The 12,336-nt window shown below is 64.5% G+C and carries 13 protein-coding genes; 5 read left to right on the top strand and 8 right to left on the bottom strand.

The window, feature by feature from the left end:
• Nucleotides 1–4: 4 nt before the first annotated feature.
• Together VDP79_RS09720 and VDP79_RS09715 are read right to left on the bottom strand one after the other, a co-directional pair.
• Nucleotides 5–697, bottom strand: coding sequence for an ABC transporter ATP-binding protein (locus VDP79_RS09720; protein WP_323018006.1), 693 nt, complete (start codon nucleotides 695–697; stop codon nucleotides 5–7).
• Nucleotides 690–1,961 carry a lipoprotein-releasing ABC transporter permease subunit gene (locus VDP79_RS09715; protein WP_323018005.1) on the bottom strand — a complete coding sequence of 424 codons (1,272 nt, stop codon included), beginning with the start codon at nucleotides 1,959–1,961 and terminating at the stop codon, nucleotides 690–692. Before VDP79_RS09715 ends, VDP79_RS09720 begins: the two co-directional genes overlap by 8 nt.
• A 40-nt stretch (nucleotides 1,962–2,001) precedes the next feature.
• Here VDP79_RS09715 and VDP79_RS09710 point away from each other — a divergent pair, with 40 nt between their 5' ends.
• Both VDP79_RS09710 and recJ read left to right on the top strand, forming a co-directional pair.
• Nucleotides 2,002–2,700 (top strand): hypothetical protein, encoded by a 699-nt coding sequence (locus VDP79_RS09710; RefSeq protein ID WP_323018004.1) that lies wholly within the window; start codon nucleotides 2,002–2,004, stop codon nucleotides 2,698–2,700.
• Nucleotides 2,701–2,899: 199 nt separating this feature from the next.
• Nucleotides 2,900–4,600 (top strand): single-stranded-DNA-specific exonuclease RecJ, encoded by a 1,701-nt coding sequence (gene recJ / locus VDP79_RS09705; protein WP_416233088.1) that lies wholly within the window; start codon nucleotides 2,900–2,902, stop codon nucleotides 4,598–4,600.
• Between the two features lie 7 nt (nucleotides 4,601–4,607).
• On the opposite strand, the gene VDP79_RS09700 is transcribed toward recJ, so the two are convergent.
• Both VDP79_RS09700 and VDP79_RS09695 read right to left on the bottom strand, forming a co-directional pair.
• On the bottom strand, nucleotides 4,608–5,528 hold the full coding sequence (locus VDP79_RS09700) for a DMT family transporter (RefSeq protein ID WP_323018003.1): 921 nt from the start codon (nucleotides 5,526–5,528) through the stop codon (nucleotides 4,608–4,610).
• On the bottom strand, nucleotides 5,525–6,433 hold the full coding sequence (locus tag VDP79_RS09695; RefSeq protein ID WP_323018002.1) for a DMT family transporter: 909 nt from the start codon (nucleotides 6,431–6,433) through the stop codon (nucleotides 5,525–5,527). The genes VDP79_RS09700 and VDP79_RS09695 overlap by 4 nt, the downstream gene beginning before the upstream one ends.
• Nucleotides 6,434–6,729: 296 nt before the next feature.
• Here VDP79_RS09695 and infA point away from each other — a divergent pair, with 296 nt between their 5' ends.
• The gene (gene infA / locus VDP79_RS09690) at nucleotides 6,730–6,990 is read left to right on the top strand and encodes a translation initiation factor IF-1 (RefSeq protein ID WP_323018001.1); all 261 of its coding nucleotides are present in this window, start codon (nucleotides 6,730–6,732) and stop codon (nucleotides 6,988–6,990) included.
• A 22-nt stretch (nucleotides 6,991–7,012) separates the two neighbouring features.
• On the opposite strand, the gene VDP79_RS09685 is transcribed toward infA, so the two are convergent.
• The 4 genes from VDP79_RS09685 to VDP79_RS09670 form a co-directional block, all read right to left on the bottom strand.
• Entirely contained in the window at nucleotides 7,013–7,801 is a 789-nt protein-coding gene (locus VDP79_RS09685) for a transporter substrate-binding domain-containing protein (RefSeq protein WP_323018000.1), read from the bottom strand.
• Nucleotides 7,794–8,567: an ABC transporter permease gene (locus VDP79_RS09680; protein WP_323017999.1), complete on the bottom strand. Its 774-nt coding sequence runs from the start codon at nucleotides 8,565–8,567 to the stop codon at nucleotides 7,794–7,796. Before VDP79_RS09680 ends, VDP79_RS09685 begins: the two co-directional genes overlap by 8 nt.
• Nucleotides 8,568–8,642: 75 nt before the next feature.
• A complete protein-coding gene (locus tag VDP79_RS09675; RefSeq protein ID WP_323018085.1) occupies nucleotides 8,643–9,596 on the bottom strand; it encodes an ABC transporter substrate-binding protein in 954 nt (317 codons plus the stop codon).
• Nucleotides 9,597–9,718: 122 nt separating this feature from the next.
• On the bottom strand, nucleotides 9,719–10,495 hold the full coding sequence (locus tag VDP79_RS09670; protein WP_323017998.1) for an ABC transporter ATP-binding protein: 777 nt from the start codon (nucleotides 10,493–10,495) through the stop codon (nucleotides 9,719–9,721).
• Nucleotides 10,496–10,689: 194 nt separating this feature from the next.
• Between VDP79_RS09670 and VDP79_RS09665 the strand changes: the two genes are divergently transcribed.
• Nucleotides 10,690–11,127 (top strand): hemerythrin domain-containing protein, encoded by a 438-nt coding sequence (locus tag VDP79_RS09665; protein WP_323017997.1) that lies wholly within the window; start codon nucleotides 10,690–10,692, stop codon nucleotides 11,125–11,127.
• 128 nt (nucleotides 11,128–11,255) lie between these two features.
• On the top strand, nucleotides 11,256–12,260 hold the full coding sequence (locus VDP79_RS09660) for a TRAP transporter substrate-binding protein (protein WP_323017996.1): 1,005 nt from the start codon (nucleotides 11,256–11,258) through the stop codon (nucleotides 12,258–12,260).
• The last annotated feature ends 76 nt before the right edge of the window (nucleotides 12,261–12,336 follow it).

Below are 12,336 nucleotides of genomic sequence, written 5' to 3'. Positions count from 1 at the left end.
ATCGTTAGACCAGCCGCCCCGCCTGCATGTGCAACTGGCGATGCGCCAGCGCCGCCAGGGCCGGGTCGTGGGTCACGATGACAAAGGCCGTCCCCAGATCCTGATTGATTCTGCCCAGCAGGTCAAACATGACATCCGCCGTATGGCGGTCCAGATTGCCGGTGGGTTCGTCGGCCAGCACGCAGGCGGGCTGCGTCACCAGGGCGCGGGCCAGCGCGACCCGCTGGCGCTCGCCCCCCGACAATTGACCGGGGAAATGCGTGGCGCGATTGCCCAAACCCACCTGTTCCAGCAGCTGCCGCGCCTGTTCCCGCGCCTGGGCGCGATGCATGCGGCGCACGATCAGCGGCATGGCGACATTGTCCAGCGCGGAAAATTCGGGCAGCAGATGATGGAACTGATAGACGAAACCCAGCGCGCGATTGCGCAGCTGGCTGCGCTTGCGTTCGTTCAGACCGCCGGCGGCCTCTCCGGCGATCCATAACTGCCCGCCATCCGGCTGATCCAACAGGCCCAAGACGTGCAGCAGCGTGCTCTTGCCAGAACCCGACGCGCCCACGATGGCGACCATTTCATGCGCGCGCACGGCCAGGCTCACATCCTGCAGAACGTCGACCCTGCCAGCGCCCTCGTCGTAGGTCTTGACCAGGTGTTCGGCGCGCAGCACCGTTTTCACATCATTCATCGCATCAGTCATGGCGCAACACCTGGGCAGGCTGCAGGCGGGACGCCCGCCAGCTGGGATACAGCGTCGCCAGCAGCGACAGCACCAGCGAGGTCACGCCGATCACCGTGATGTCGCCCGCCTGCGGGTTGGACGGCAGCTCGCTGATGAAATAGATCTGCTGCGGCAGAAACTGAATGCCCAGCATCCGTTCGATCCAGGGCACGATGACGTCGATGTTGTAGGCGGTCACGGTACCCAGCAGTACGCCCGCCGCCGTTCCCACGACCCCGATCAGCGCCCCTTGGATCAGAAAGATCTTGGCGACCTCGCCAGGGGTCGCACCCAGGGTGCGCAGGATGGCGATGTCGGACCGCTTGTCCTTGACCGCCATCACCAGGGACGACAGCAGATTGAACGCCGCCACCGCCACGATCAGCGTCAGGATCAGGAACATCATGCGCTTTTCCGTCTGCACGGCGGCAAACCAGGTGCGGTTGTTCTGCGTCCAGTCCATCGCCTGGACGCCCGGCGGCATCAGGTTCAGCAATTGCCGGGCGACTTGCGGCGCCTGTTGCATGTCGGCGATTTTCAGGCGCACGCCGCTGACGCCGCTGTCGCGAAAGACGCGCGCCGCATCCTGCACGTTCACAAAGGCCAGTGTGGCGTCATATTCGTAATAACCGGTGGCAAACACGCCCGACACGGTGAACTGCCGCATGCGCGGCGCAAACCCGGCGGGTGAAATCGATCCCTGGGGCGCCAGCATCAGCACCGTATCGCCGACCATCAGGCCCAGGGACTGCGCAATCTGGCTGCCGATGATGACGTTGAAGGACCCCGGCGACAGACTGTCCAGCGTCCCGGATTCCAGCTGGCCTTTCAGATCGGAGACCTGCGGTTCGATGGCCGGATCGATGCCTCGGATCTGGACGCCGCTGAGCGACTGGCCTCGCGCCAGCATGGCCTGGGCCGCGACAAACGGCGCCGCCCCCCGCACTTCGGGATCGGCCTTGGCTGCCTGCGCCAGATCCTGCCAGCGATCCAGCACCTGCTCGTGGCCGCCGCCCGGCACATAGAGTTCGATATGCGGCAGTACCGACAGCATGCGGTCGCGCACCTGTGTCTGAAAACCGTTCATGACCGACAGCACGATGATCAAGGCCGCCACCCCCAGACCGATGCCGGCCATGGAGCTGGCCGCCACGAAAGACACAAAACGGTCGCCCCGGCGTCCGCCGCGCCCGACGCGGGCCAGGCCGGCATACCGCGCCCCTATCCACCATTCATAGGCCATGCGCACCGCCCTTGCTTCTGTTTGACTCTACAATTCCGACATGCATATCGTGATTTCCGGGGCTTGGCCCGATCCTGAAGTGGCTGCCGAACTGGCGCCCCACCTGGCGCAACGCGCGCCCACCCTGGCTGGCTGGCTGGGGCGCGGCAAGCTTGTCCCGACCGCCAGCCTGGCCGCCGACACCTGGTGCACACCGCTGGAACACTGGCGTTTGCAGGCGCACGGTTTTATCGCAGCACAAGCCGAGCATATTAGCGCAGGTCTAGGCCCCTTGTGCGCCGACGTGCAGGACGACGAGCCCGTCTGGCTGGCCGAACTGATTCACATGGCGCCCTCGCGCGACGGCGCGGCCTTGCTGCCGGCCGCCACGCTGGATATCACGGCGGAACAGTCCGACGCGCTGCTGCGCACCGCCCGGGAACACCTGGACGATAGCGGCCTGGAACTGGACCTGTTGCGCCCCGATACCTGGCGCCTGCGCTGGCCGCAGCCCATCCGGCTGGCCTGCGCCAGCCCCGCCCTGGTGGCCGTCAGCGCGGTCAACGACTGGTGGCCTCAGGACCCGGTGGCGCAACCCTGGCGCCGCCTGGTCAACACCTTGCAGATGGCCTGGTTCGAGCACCCCGTCAACCAGGCGCGTCAACAGGCAGGCCAGGCCCCCATCAACAGCCTCTGGCTGTACGGCGGCGCCCGCGCCAGCCAGTTGACCCAGCTCCCCGCCTGCCGACCTGCGCATTGAAACCGCGCTGCAGGACGCTGCCACCGCCCAGAACTGGGGGGTCTGGATCGAGGCGCTGGCAGCGCTGGAACAAGCACTGTTTCGCACCGCTGGCCCGACACCACCCGACGCTGGTGCTGACCGGCCGCGACCGCTACGCCACCATCACCGTACAGAACGGCTGGCTGGCGCGGCTGCGCACTCAGGATTGGAGGCGCTGGTGGTGCAGCCGCTGATCCGCCCGCGCAGCGCCAACCGGCAGCGGGCGCAAGCGCTGGCCGAGGCCGGCGTCCATCCGCTGCTGGCGCGGCTCTGGGCGGCCCGAGGCCTGGCGCAAACGACCCCGACTGAATGGTCGGCGCTGATCCCGCCCGCCCAACTGACGCACGTGCTCGACGCCGCCCGCTTGTTGGCCGATGCCCTGGCCGCCCGGCAGAAGCTGCTGATCGTGGCCGACTACGATTGCGACGGCGCCACCGCCTGTGCAGTCGCCGTGCGCGGTCTGCGAGCCTTCGGCGCTCAGGTGGATTTTCTGGTGCCCAACCGCTTCGAGACCGGCTATGGCCTGTCGCCTGCGGTCGTGGAACTCGCCCGCCAGCACCCCGCCGGCAAGCCGGATCTGCTGATCACGGTGGACAACGGCATTGCCAGCATCGAAGGCGTGGCAGCCGCGCGCGCCGCCGGCATGCAGGTCATCGTCACCGACCATCACCTGCCGGGGCCGCACTTGCCCGATGCCCTGGCTATCGTCAACCCCAACCAGACGGGCTGCGGCTTTCCCTCCAAACATCTGGCCGGGGTCGGCGTGATCTTCTACGTGCTGCTGGCCCTGCGGGCCGTGCTGCGCGAACGCGGCGAGCTGCCCGCCCAGGGCGGTCCCCGCCTGGACAGCCTGAGCGACCTGGTTGCCCTGGGCACCGTGGCCGACGTCGTCCGCCTGGATGCCAACAACCGCCTGCTGGTCGCCCAAGGGCTCAAGCGCATCCGCCAGGGGCGCATGCAGGCCGGGATCGCCGCCCTGTTCGAGATCGCCGGGCGCGACCCTGGGCAGGCCGGCACGGACGACCTGGGCTTCGCCTTGGGGCCGCGCATCAACGCGGCGGGGCGCATGGCCGATATGAGTCTGGGCATCCACTGCCTGCTGGAAGACGATCCCGCCCGCGCCCGCACCCTGGCGCAAGCCCTGGACGAAATCAATCGCGAACGGCGCCACCGCGAAACAGAAATGCGCGACGAGGCCCTGGCGCACCTGGATGCGCAACCCTTGGCCCAGGCCGCCAGCGTTTGTGTCTGGCAAGCGGGCTGGCACCCCGGCGTAATCGGCCTGGTCGCCTCGCGCTTGAAAGAAACCTATTGGCGCCCCGCCCTGGCCTTCGCCCCGGACGAGGCCGGCACGCTGCGCGGCTCGGGCCGATCCATCCCGGAAGTCCACCTGCGCGACGTCCTGGATCTGGTCAGCAAACGGCTGCCCGGCGCCATCCTGCAGTTCGGCGGCCACGCCATGGCGGCCGGTCTGACCCTGCGCCAGGCGGCATTCGACGATTTCGCTCCGCAATTTGACGACGCCGTCCGCACGATCAGCGGCCGGGAAACCTTCGAGCCCAGCCTGGAAACAGACGGTTCGCTGGAGCCGCTCTACGCCACGACCGATACCGCCGACCTGTTGGCCGCGCAGATCTGGGGCGCAGGCTTTCCGGCCCCTTTGTTTCAGGATCGATTCCAGGTCGTGCATCAGCGCGTGCTGAAAGAACGCCACCTGAAGCTCTTCCTGGAACGTGATGGCCGACGGCTGGACGCCATCTGGTTCAATCATGCCGAGCCCCTGCCCGAACAGATCGAAGCCGTCTACCGCCTGAGCAGCAATACCTGGGGCGGACAGACCACGGTGCAGTTGTTGATCGAGCACGCCCAGGCAGGCTGAACAGGCGTCAGGCCCCGGCGTCGCGCCCCGGCCAGACCGCCAGGACCAGCCCCAGCAAGGCGGCGGCAAACGCCAGCGCATGCAGCTGACTGAAGGCTTCCCCCAGCATGCCCACCCCGACGCAGGCGGCCCCCACCGGCAGCAGCACGGTGAACACCCCGGCCCGCGAGGCCGGCACCCGGCGCAAACCCGTCATCCAGAGCCAGATGGTCCCGCTGGCCGCCAGGCCATAGAACAACAGCAGCCCCCAGACCGGGCCGGTGATGGCCGAAAAGTCGAAATGCCAGGCGGCATAGGCTCCCGCCGGCAGCATCAGGACAAAGCCCCAGGCATTCATCAGCGCGCTGATGCGCTTGGCTGACAGGACCCCTGTCAGTTGCTTGCCGATGACAGCGTAAGCCGCTTCGCACAGCACGGCGCCTCCCAGCAAGGCATACCCCAGCCAGCGGTTTGCTGAATCGGCATCGGCATCCCCAGCCGGCTGCGCCACAGCCAGCAGACCAATCCCGCAGATGGCGCAGACGATGGCCGCCACCACCTGGGGCCGGATGGCTTCGCGCAGCACCAGACGGCTCAATACCGCGATGGCGGCAGGGATCGCCGACATGATGACGCCAGCCGCTACCGCGCTGCTGTAGCTGACCCCCAGCACCATGAAGACCGTGAACAGAAAACTGCCGATGAAGGATTCCAGAAAGATCAGCCAACGTACGCGCGCGGTCAGGGGGGCCTCGGAGGCGGGCTTGCGCAGCCAGTGCAGAACCGCCAGACCGCCGATGCCGAAACGCAGACAACCCAGCAAAAAGACAGGGAAAATCACTGCCAAGGGTTTGCTCAGGGCGACATAGGCCCCGACCACGAACATACTGGACCCCAGGCAGGCATAGGCCAGCCCCGGACTCAGTTCCGTGCCGGCGGCGCGCCTCATGCGCCGCCCCGGCGCGAGGACAGCACGATACCGCCGATGATCAGCAGGAAAGCCACCGCGTGATAAAAATGGGGCGTCTCGCCCAGCAAGGCCAGAGACAGCAACGCCGCCATCAGGGGCGTGAGATTATTGAAAAAACCCGCCAGTGTCGGCCCCACCCGCTGCACCCCCGCCCCCCAGCAACGAAAAGCGATCACGGCCGGGCCGATGGCGACAAACGCCACGGTCAACGCCAAGGGCCAGCCCCAGACGACCCGCCAATCGCTGAAACCCCATTCCAGGGCGGCAAACAGTCCGGACCAGGCCGCCCCGTACAGGACCTGCCCCAGCAAGAACCCCGCCCAATGAGCGCGAACCGGCGCATCGGCGGGCACCCGCGTCAACTGCCAGCTGTAAAACGCCCAGATGATGGTCGCCAGGACCATCAGCAGATCCCCCGCCACGAAACGCAAGGCCCACAATTGCGCCCATTTGCCATGAGACAGCACCACGGCCACTCCGGCCAGGGATAGCGCAGCCCCCAGCACCTGGGCGGGACGGATGGCGACGCCATGAAACATCCGGCCCACGATCATCATCCAGACCGGCATGCTGGCAGCGACCAGCGTGACATTGATCGGCGTGGACGTATGCAGGGCCAAATATTGCAGCGAGTTATATAAACCCACCCCCAACAGCCCCAGCAAGGCATAGCGCGGCCACTGCCGCCAGACGGCGCTGCCGCGCTGCAACACCCGATAGCCCAGCGGCAGGAGCAGCAACAGAGCCACCGCCCAGCGCAGAAAATTCAAGGTCAAGGGCGGCACCAGGTGCACCACCGCCCGGCCCACCACGGCATTGCCCGCCCAAAGCATGGGCGGGATCAGCAGCAAGGCCACCGTTCCGGGAGTCAATCTATCGTTCATGCGTATCGTCAGCCTGCCTCATCAGCAAGGATTCTAACCGCCACTTTATTTCTTGACATAATACTGCCCCAACCCTTATCATAAGAGATTGTTTCATCAGTGGTTTTCAGTATTTGTCGGTTCGCCGGCTGCCTTGGCAGGTCCAGTGTCCCTGGTGCCCGCTGCCTCTCTGGGGCCTTCGCACCCCTGTCTGGATTCTGATCGCCCTTACGATCCTGTCGACCCGCCCGCCACGGCTGGACCGACCCCGCATTCGCCCGCTGATGATTTGACGACCCTACGGGAGCACACCATATATGGCTAAAGAAGAACTACTCGAAATGCACGGATCCGTGACCGAAGTCCTGCCGGACTCCCGTTTCCGCGTCACCCTGGACAATGGGCACCCGGTCATCGCCTACACCGGCGGCAAGATGCGCAAACACCATATCCGTATTCTGGCCGGCGACCAGGTCACGCTGGAAATGTCTCCCTACGACCTCAGCAAAGGCCGCATCACCTTCCGCCACCTGAACCGCGGCCCCGGCAGCGCCCCTACCACTCCCCGCCGCCGCTGATTCTCTGTGGCATCTGCCCGGTTCAATGGCAATCGGGTACCGTCTGATCCAGATAGACCTCAAAAGCAATGGCCTTGACCTGTTCCTGCACGGCATGCTGCAGGCTGGCAGCGCTCAAGGCCTGCTGCAGGGCCTGACGGCCCGAAACCGGCAGATCGGCACGGCGCAACTGCGCCAACGCCAGCTTGCGATACGGCTGCAGTTGCGCTGAAAACTTGCGCCACTCGGGGTACGTCAGCAACTGACGCAAAAAATCCTCGTCCTGCACCGCCGCATCACACTGCCCGGTGCGCAAGGCCAGCAGCGCGTCCGTCGCCGACGGGTAGACCTGCTCGATCGCCGCAAAGCGCGCATTCAGCTCGCCCACAAAACGCCCATCAGCGCTCAGGCAGACTGTGCGCCCCGCCAGGGCTGTCCAGTCATGAATATCAGTATCAACGCGCAGAATCGCCATCGGACTGGCCGACCAGGCCAGCGCCCGGCGCTGCACGCCGCCCGGCAATGCGGCATCCTCCGGCACGATGCCAACCCAGGCATCCAGCTGATCAGCCTGTAACCGTTCCAAGGCCTGATCCAACGTCAAGGCCTGCAACGGTGCGCTGTCCGGTACCGCCTGGGCAGCCAGGGCTTCGAGGCGCACCAGGGTGCGCGGCTTGGCGCCAGGCGCCGGCGCGTCCGGGACCTGGGCCACCCCCAGGCGCCAACCGCCTGATTCCTGGGCATCAGCCGGCAGCAGCACCAGCCCGGCCGAGAGCCCGATCAGTGCGGCAAATAGCAGGCGGCGCGGCAGCCGCTCGATCAAGTCAGACATATTGATAACGCAGCACCCGGCGTTTGACGTTTTCCAGGATGACCTGATCGATGAGCGTCGCCAGGATGGCAATCGTCAGGATATTGCTCATGACCCCCACCATATCGGCGGTTTCCCCGGCATAGGCCAGCGACCGCCCCAACCCCTGACCGAAGCCGATCAGCATTTCCGCTGAAATCAAGGCGCGCCAGGCATTGCCGAACGCCAATTGCGCACCGGTGATAAGTTCCGGCATGACGGCGGGCAGGTAGACCCGGCGCAACATGTCCCACGGACTGGCCCCCATGACCCGGGCCGCCGACACATGCGTCTGCAGCACGCTTTCCGTGGCATTCATGACCGAGAGCGCTGCCGGAAAGAACGCAGCCAGCGCAATCACGACGATGATGGGCACATTGCCGAAACCCATCAGGATCAGGAACAGCGGCACCCAGGCGATCGAAGGAATGGACTGCAGCACGATGATGGCGGATTTCAGCACCTCGCGGAAAAACAGCAGCAAACCGCCGGCCAGCCCGAAACCGATGCCAAACAGCAGCGCAAAGCCATAGCCCACGCCCAGGCGCCCCATACTGCCAGCCAGAATGGTACGAAATTCGGCTGTCTGCAGATCGTGCCACACACGTTCCAGCACTACCGGCACACCCGGCATCAGAAAGTCCGGCAAGGTCCAGGCGGCGCTCTGCCAGACCAGCAGGATGGCGGCGATGGCCACCAGCATGGCCAGCTTGCGGCCTGCGGGAGAAACTCTTCTTTTTTTGCTCATGCTCAAGAATATGGCCGGACTAACCCGGCCACCAGGGAAAACAGGATAAGGGCGCGATTATCGCACCCCCTGATTTTAGAGCTTGCGGGTCTGCTGCCAGTCCAGGTCCACAATCGACTTCACATCGAAAGGCTTGCCATCCTGGGTCTTGAGCGCGCCCTGGGCTTGCATGATGTCGGCGACTTCCTGCATGCGGCTCAGATCCTCGGCCGTCAAGGCCGGGCTGAAGGTCTGCGTCTGGATGGCTTTGCTGATGATTTTTTCGCGCGGCACATCGCCATCCTTCAAGGTCTTGAGCGTCGGTTCGGCGATGAAATAGCTGGCGATCAGCTTGGCGGCTTCGTCCGGTTTCTGCTGCAGCAATTCGATCGCCTGACGCTGCGCGTCCAATGATTTCCAGACCTGATCCTTTTTGTCTTGCAGGGTCTTGCCGGAGGTGATTGTCACCATGCAGGGGAAGGGCCAGACTTCACCGATTTCATAAATCTGTTTGACCGGCGCAATCAGCTGGGCGATGCTGGCCTGCGGCTCGAACAGAAAGGCGGCATCGACACGTTTACCCACCAACGACTGCACGGCCACCTGCGGGCTGACGCCCAGGATGTTCACATCGGCAGCCTGCAGGCCGGCATCCTTCAGCACCACGCCGCGCAAGACGGTATCGGCGGTACTGCCTTCCTTTTGCGAAGCCAGGGTGTGGCCTTTCAGGTCCGCCACGGTCTTGATGCCGGTATCTTCACGCACCACCAGGGCGTGATAGCCGCGCTGCGCGCCGGCGACGACTTTCAGATCCGCGCCGCGCGAGGACCAGGAAGCCGCATTGGTGAAGCCCAGCACGCCGGTATCCAACTGGCCGCCGACGATGGCCTTGATCAGGTCCGTCCCCGACTTGAATTCCACCAGCTGCACATCCAGGCCCTGCTTTTCATAGAACTTGCCCTCGAAGGCGGTGATGGCCTGGGCGTCGTCCATGACGCGAATGTAGCCGACCTTGAAGGGTTCAGCAGCCACGGCGGCCTGAGACGCCATCGTCAAGGCGGCCAGGACTGGAATCAATAAGCGGATGCCCCCACGCCGCGCCTGCGGCTTGCTGCCCCCCAAGGGGGCGTTTTTTGCCTTGGGGCGGCCCGGCGTCAAAAAGCGACTCAATTTCATGCTGCAAGTTCCTCGGGAATGGAATGAAGGGAAGATTCGGTGTCGGCGACGATGCCCAGGAGGCTCAGGATTTCCCGGCGCATCTCGGCAAAGTTCGACAGATCATGGGTTTTGTCGCCATCGGACAAATGAAATTCTTTCAGCAGATTCGATGGCCGGGCGCTGAACACCAGAATGCGGTCGGCCAGAAACAGGGCTTCGTCGACATCGTGCGTCACCAGCAGGACCGTCGGGCGCGTTTCACGGATCAGCGCACGCAGGGCGTCTTGCAGCGTCATGCGGGTCAAAGCATCCAGCGCGCCGAAAGGCTCATCCAGCAACAGGACCTCGGGATGCGTGATGAAGGCGCGCGCCAACGCGCAACGCTGACGCATGCCGCCCGACACCTGATGCGGGAAGTAGTCCTCGAAACCCTTCAGGCGGACCTTGTCCAGCCAGACGAACGCCTGTTCGCGGGCCCGGGCGCGCGGCACCTTCTGCAGTTCCAACGCCATGGCGACGTTCTGCGCCAGGGTCAGCCAGGGATACAGCGCATTTTCCTGGAACATCAGCATGCGGCTGGGATCGGGGCGGCGGATCGGCTGCCCATTGGCCAGCACCCGACCGGCACTGGGCGTTTCCAGCCCGGCGGCCATGTGCAGCAACGTCGATTTACCGCAGCCTGACGGCCCGACCAGGGCCACCAGCTCACCCGGTGTGATCTCGCTGTCGAAGCGATTCACCACGCGCAGATCGCCGAAGTGCTTTTCAACCTGACTGAAGGAAAGATTCATGATTGTTTCCTGCCTGCCGAGTCGCGACCAGACGGATCACGGCCCCACGGCTTCATAACTGCAAATTGATTGGGCATAGCAAACTTTAACGATTTGGCTTAATACATAACAACGATTGATTAACAATTTCTTTATTTCAATTAGCAATAAAGAAATTGCGCTACGATGAAATCCACCCTGCTCCAGGAGATGTCATGACCCGTATTCCGGCCGACGATCCCATCGCCCAGCTGCTGGCGGACCACACCGCCACACGGCATCAGCTGGCGCTGCTGGCGGACCCTGCCCGCCGCGCTCAAGCAGCCGCCTGGTTCGACGGCCCCGCCCCCGAGCAGCACCGGATCCTGCAGCAACTGCTGTTTCCCGCCTTGATCGAGTCCATGGCGGGTTCGGACGCCGTCTGCCTGAAAGGCATGACTCAGGGACTGTCCGAGCTGGGCCAGGCGCTGTACCAGCGCTGGCATGCCATCCGGGACCATCTGGGCGACGCGACAACCGCCACGACCGCCTTGCCGGCCTGGATCGACGACTACCAGACCTACCTGCAACAAGCCGACGAGGAACTGCTGCCCATGGCGAGCCGACTGCTGGACGACGCAGCCCTGGACCTGCTGCGCCAAGCACTGAAATAGTGGTTTCCACCCATCGCGCACACTCCCCCTGTTCGGTACACTCCGCACGTTCAGCCGCCGTTCAGTCAGTGGTCTGTCAGCCAGACGCCCTGCTGTCCAAGGGCGCACCGCTACCCGGAGAATCACCGATGAAATTTTCGACCACCCGCCTTGCCGCCTCGCTGGGTCTGTCCCTGACCCTGGGCCTGGCCGCCATGACCGCCCAAGCCGCCCCCACCGTCATCAAATTCAGCCATGTGGTGGCCGAATCCACCCCCAAGGGCCAGGGCGCTCTGAAATTCAAGGAACTGGCCGAAGCCGCCTTGCCGGGCAAGGTCGAAGTCCAGGTTTTCCCCAACTCGCAACTGTTTGGCGACGGCAAGGAAATGGAAGCCCTGCTGCTGGGCGACGTGCAGATCATCGCCCCGTCCCTGGCCAAATTCGACCGCTACACCAAAAAGGTCCAGATCTTTGATCTGCCCTTCCTGTTTGACGACATGGCCGCTCTGGATCGCTTCCAGGCCAGCCCCGCCGGCCAAAGCCTGCTGGACTCCATGAAATCCAAGGGTATCCAGGGCCTGGCCTACTGGCACAACGGCCTGAAGCAGATGTCCACCAACAAGGACAAGCTCACCCGCCCGGAAGACGTCAAAGGCCTGAAATTCCGCATCCAGGCGTCTGACGTGCTGGAAGCCCAATTCCGCCAGCTGGGCGCCAATCCGCAGAAACTGGCCTTCGCCGAGGTCTACCAGGCGTTGCAGACCGGCGTGGTGGACGGGGCCGAGAACCCCTGGTCCAACATCTACTCGCAGAAATTCCACGAAGTCCAGAAGACCATCGCCGTCACTAACCATGGCGCGCTGGACTATATGGTTATCACGAATGCCGGCTGGTGGGACGGCTTGCCTGCCGATGTCCGCGACGCGCTGAAAAAAGCCATGGCGGGCGCCACGGAACACGCCAACAAGCTGGCCGCCGAGATCAATGACCGCGACCAGAAACGCATTGCCGAAGCCGGCAAGGCCAAGATCCAGCCCCTGTCCAAGGAAGACATCGCCGCGTGGCGCACCGCCATGCATCCGGTCTGGGAAAAATTCCAGGGCGGCATCGGCAAGGACCTGATCGACGCCGCTCAGGCCTCAAACCAGCCCTAAATCTGTCGCTGCAGTTCCTGCACACGGCTACCGCTGGGGACCCTCTGATCCGGAAGGTCCCCAGCGGTCGTTTCAT

Origin of the sequence: Castellaniella sp. (assembly GCF_034675905.1) — a bacterium.
GTDB lineage: Bacteria > Pseudomonadota > Gammaproteobacteria > Burkholderiales > Burkholderiaceae_B > Castellaniella.
This window is presented reverse-complemented; position numbering and strand designations above follow the sequence as displayed.

What these genes read in the sequence shown, in the direction of transcription:
- VDP79_RS09710 (WP_323018004.1), top strand. Translation starts at nt 2,002, where the DNA reads ATGCATATCGTGATTTCCGGGGCTTGGCCCGATCCTGAAGTGGCTGCC.
- VDP79_RS09665 (WP_323017997.1), top strand. Translation starts at nt 10,690, where the DNA reads ATGACCCGTATTCCGGCCGACGATCCCATCGCCCAGCTGCTGGCGGAC.
- VDP79_RS09700 (WP_323018003.1), bottom strand. Translation starts at nt 5,528, where the DNA reads ATGAGGCGCGCCGCCGGCACGGAACTGAGTCCGGGGCTGGCCTATGCC.
- VDP79_RS09680 (WP_323017999.1), bottom strand. Translation starts at nt 8,567, where the DNA reads ATGAGCAAAAAAAGAAGAGTTTCTCCCGCAGGCCGCAAGCTGGCCATG.
- VDP79_RS09675 (WP_323018085.1), bottom strand. Translation starts at nt 9,596, where the DNA reads ATGGCGTCTCAGGCCGCCGTGGCTGCTGAACCCTTCAAGGTCGGCTAC.
- VDP79_RS09670 (WP_323017998.1), bottom strand. Translation starts at nt 10,495, where the DNA reads ATGAATCTTTCCTTCAGTCAGGTTGAAAAGCACTTCGGCGATCTGCGC.
- VDP79_RS09685 (WP_323018000.1), bottom strand. Translation starts at nt 7,801, where the DNA reads ATGTCTGACTTGATCGAGCGGCTGCCGCGCCGCCTGCTATTTGCCGCA.
- infA (WP_323018001.1), top strand. Translation starts at nt 6,730, where the DNA reads ATGGCTAAAGAAGAACTACTCGAAATGCACGGATCCGTGACCGAAGTC.
- VDP79_RS09715 (WP_323018005.1), bottom strand. Translation starts at nt 1,961, where the DNA reads ATGGCCTATGAATGGTGGATAGGGGCGCGGTATGCCGGCCTGGCCCGC.
- VDP79_RS09695 (WP_323018002.1), bottom strand. Translation starts at nt 6,433, where the DNA reads ATGAACGATAGATTGACTCCCGGAACGGTGGCCTTGCTGCTGATCCCG.
- VDP79_RS09720 (WP_323018006.1), bottom strand. Translation starts at nt 697, where the DNA reads ATGACTGATGCGATGAATGATGTGAAAACGGTGCTGCGCGCCGAACAC.
- VDP79_RS09660 (WP_323017996.1), top strand. Translation starts at nt 11,256, where the DNA reads ATGAAATTTTCGACCACCCGCCTTGCCGCCTCGCTGGGTCTGTCCCTG.